Source organism: Sulfurisphaera sp. (genome assembly GCF_059755235.1).
In genome coordinates, this window is the sequence record NZ_DBPRYF010000035.1 from 1 (window position 1) to 3395 (window position 3395).

A 3395-nucleotide genomic window follows, 5' to 3' on the forward strand; every position below is an offset into this window, starting at 1 on the left:
ATTCCCTAGTATCTTCTTTGAAAAAGTCTGGGAAAACGCTTGGACCAGGCCACAAATTACCAACAAACAGTTCTCCTGTGTCTAACTCACAGTACTTACCTAAACCAGAGATAAAGACTGGGTAATTCTGATCAGCTCTAACAGAGTGATCAACAATAGTGACTAGTTTGACACCCCTCTTATGAAGCTCTTCAATTAACTTTTTAGGTTCTGGGAACCTCTTGGGGTGCCAAGTGAAAAGCTTATAAGAGTCCATGAAGTGAATATCTAGAAAGATACCGGAAACTTTAAACCCGTCCTTTTGCATTAAATCAACTAACTCAAGGACTTTGTCTTGTGGATAGTAAGAATAACGAGAAATCATGTATTCAAAAGCCCAGATTGGAGGGAGAAAAGGATTACCAGTTATTTTGGTGTATTTTTCTAAAACATCCTCAATTGTTGGTCCCTCGAAGACAAAGAACTCAAGTGAGTCTTCTGGAATGATGACCTTAACTCTGTCATACTCCTCTAAACCTACATCAAAAACGACTTTAGAAGCTGAATTAAAGAAGTAACCGGTAGCTTTTCCATCTTTGACAGAGATGAAAAACGGTATATTCAAGTAAAGAGGGTCTTGATATCTTCTGTACGCACCGGCATCAACATTAAACATCAAATATCTTCCTCTTTTTCTATCTAACTCAAAGGCTTTTTCTCCAAGTCCAACTATATGCTCCTTTAAGTCAAGTGGTTTTTCTATTATAACTTCTTGTTGTTGATTGCCATTAACAATCGAAAGTCCCATCTCAGAAAGCATTTTGTTACTTTCCTTTCCTTCAAAGGGAAAATTTATTGGAGGAAAAGGATTATTGACTAAGACCTTGTATATTCCTTGATTTTCATAAATCTTTATCATGAGGGTCTTTAAAAACAACAGATTAAAAAACTTCTCCGCTGGTTATTGCTCATAAGAGAGCAACGCGCTAATAGGTGCTATCTCATTTGTAGTATGGATGATTGCAGGAGCTTTTTATAAGCTTATTGTGGGTAAGAAGCCAATGTCTTCCTAATAACGAGGATTTAAGTTATTAATTGTTTTTATTCCTTCTTATATTCGTGGAAAGAGAGATTACGATAAAAGAGGATGGAAAGATATTAGTCCTTTCCGACATTCATTACCCTTACTGCGATATCAACTTGTTAAATAGCATTGTTGAAAAAGAAAAACCTTCCTTGATAGTACTTCTTGGTGATATAATAGTTGAAGGAGAGATTAAGGAACTTTTAGGTGTTTTTGAAAAGAGAAGTAGAGTTACTTACATTAAAGGTGATGAAGATGTACAAGACGGCGATACTGAACTTCTCAGAGTTTATCATAATGGAAGAAAATACATTTTCCTCCACGGACACCAATATTTCAATGAAAGGAGCGAGTACAGCTTAGCTAAACTCTTGATGAGAATTAACAAGAAACTTCCTCCCTTTCTTTTCTGCTTGTTCTTTCGAATTTTGCTTCTTGAAAGTGGAACACTAATTCTAGGTCATTCCCATGCCCTCGTGTTTTTCAAGACTTTGAACTGCGCTAATGCAGGGACTTTAACCACGCTGAATAACTTATATCATGATCTTGGCTATATTACGATTAATGATAACGTAATCGATATTAGAAAGCTTTAAATATTTCGATATCAGTTTTGATATTGATGAAAGGACATTTAAGAATGTGGAGTTACCAAGCGCTCTTGGAACTCCAAAAAGGGAAAAGAAGTATACAAGAACTAAAAAACATACTACCACTATACGGGACAGCATTTGACTTTACCATAAGCTATCTCCTAAGTAGTGGGTTAGCTAAGAAGACAATAGAGGATGGGGTAGAATATATAGAGATTACCGACCTTGGAAGAAGCTTTCTGTCTGGATTTGGTTATGGTGGATACGGACCACATGGTTGTAGGCCACATATGCAAAGAGGAAGATACAACGACTGGTGGTAAAATAAGATCTTTTTACTAAGGTATTTCTTTTCATTTCATTTTCAACTTTCAGACGTTTAGACAAACGGAATGAAATATCTTACTTCTAACTAGGCTTTTCTCTCAGAAACTACCCAAGGAAACTGAATATAATGAAATAAAATATTTCAGTATCTCTGTTTGGTTTTTTATCACGACTCATAGAACTTTTTCAATAAATTTTATATAAAAATATAAATGTAATTAAGAAAGATCTGCCACTAATTTGTTTCCACACTTAGTAGTAAAGTGCTTACTTTTACTAATTTGGAAAAACGTAATTATTGTTACTTTTCCTTCATAAACCTCTGCTATTACGACCAATATTGAAAGAGACCTAGTAGAGAAACAGAAACTTCTTCTTGCTTTACTGTCACATGAGGAAAAACACTGATTTGTTATGTATTCACCACTGTTCTTATCAATACACTGTAAGCAAGACCAGATACTAGGTTTCTCACATACATAATTTAGAGCTTTGCATAACTCAGCTACTCCTTCTTCGCCTGAATAAATCCTTATGTCTTCTAATTTCCTTTTTAGCGCCTCTCTCTTCTTTGTACTCGATACAAAATTGCATGATATCTCACAAAGATCAATGATGTCCATAAATATAGAATGAAAGTTTAATATAAAACATTTACTTTAAGGGGTTAATCCTCATCTGTGTCCTCATCATCTAAATACTCTATCTCTACTGCAAGTATGTTCTTATTTTCATCTCTATATATAGTAACTATAGCATCATGAGTTTCAAATGAAGAAGCTTTCTTTTTGTCAAACCTTATTATTAGACCAGAGCTATTGTCAAGCGCTATTTCGTAATTAGCTGATTTAACTGCACTCAAATCTGAACCCATGGGATTATATACGTAAAACTTATATAAAAACATTCTGATACTCTAACTAAAAACACCTAATATCAAGGAAGTTAATTAAAAAGAAAAAGATAAACAAGCTTATACTTTTTTAAGGGAAATCTTTTTAGCTGATATTAGATACGGAAATTTCACCCGAACGATTTCTCATCTGGGTCCTGTCCCTAGATTGCTCATAATCCTTCTATCCCTTAATAAAATTCTTGATAAATAGAATCTTTTAAGGGGGAAATTAGTAATACCAATTTCTAAGAAGATTTTGCCAATCAGAACTAATCTTTTTCTAGGATAAAATCAAAGAATATGTTTTTCTGGGAATTGAGACTATATAGTATAGTGAGGATAACTTTTGTAGAGATCTTGGTCATGAAATAAGCAAAGTTAGTATTTGATCAATGCTAATAAGTTATCTTTCTCAGAGGGATATAACTTTGCAGATATTTGGAGAACAACTCAAAGAACTTGTAATAGAAATACTTGAAAAATGAGGAGATGAAGGAAAGGAAATAATTGCTAATCA

At 33.8% G+C, this 3395-nt stretch carries 5 protein-coding genes; 2 read left to right on the forward strand and 3 right to left on the reverse strand.

Features of this window, described 5'->3' with window-relative positions; translation table 11 throughout:
- On the reverse strand, window positions 1-898 hold an 898-nt coding region (locus AC3OCB_RS05670), incomplete at its 3' end, for a TIM-barrel domain-containing protein (RefSeq protein WP_498341300.1).
- A 200-nt stretch (window positions 899-1098) separates the two neighbouring features.
- Here AC3OCB_RS05670 and AC3OCB_RS05675 point away from each other — a divergent pair.
- Both AC3OCB_RS05675 and AC3OCB_RS05680 read left to right on the forward strand, forming a co-directional pair.
- On the forward strand, window positions 1099-1659 hold the full coding sequence (locus tag AC3OCB_RS05675; RefSeq protein WP_498341302.1) for a metallophosphoesterase family protein: 561 nt from the start codon (window positions 1099-1101) through the stop codon (window positions 1657-1659).
- A gap of 26 nt (window positions 1660-1685) precedes the next feature.
- Window positions 1686-1979 (forward strand): hypothetical protein, encoded by a 294-nt coding sequence (locus AC3OCB_RS05680; RefSeq protein ID WP_498341304.1) that lies wholly within the window; start codon window positions 1686-1688, stop codon window positions 1977-1979.
- Window positions 1980-2201: 222 nt separating this feature from the next.
- Here AC3OCB_RS05680 and AC3OCB_RS05685 read toward each other — a convergent pair whose 3' ends face one another.
- Both AC3OCB_RS05685 and AC3OCB_RS05690 read right to left on the reverse strand, forming a co-directional pair.
- Window positions 2202-2606: a hypothetical protein gene (locus tag AC3OCB_RS05685; protein ID WP_498341306.1), complete on the reverse strand. Its 405-nt coding sequence runs from the start codon at window positions 2604-2606 to the stop codon at window positions 2202-2204.
- Between the two features lie 44 nt (window positions 2607-2650).
- Window positions 2651-2857: a hypothetical protein gene (locus AC3OCB_RS05690; RefSeq protein WP_498341308.1), complete on the reverse strand. Its 207-nt coding sequence runs from the start codon at window positions 2855-2857 to the stop codon at window positions 2651-2653.
- Window positions 2858-3395: the final 538 nt, after the last annotated feature.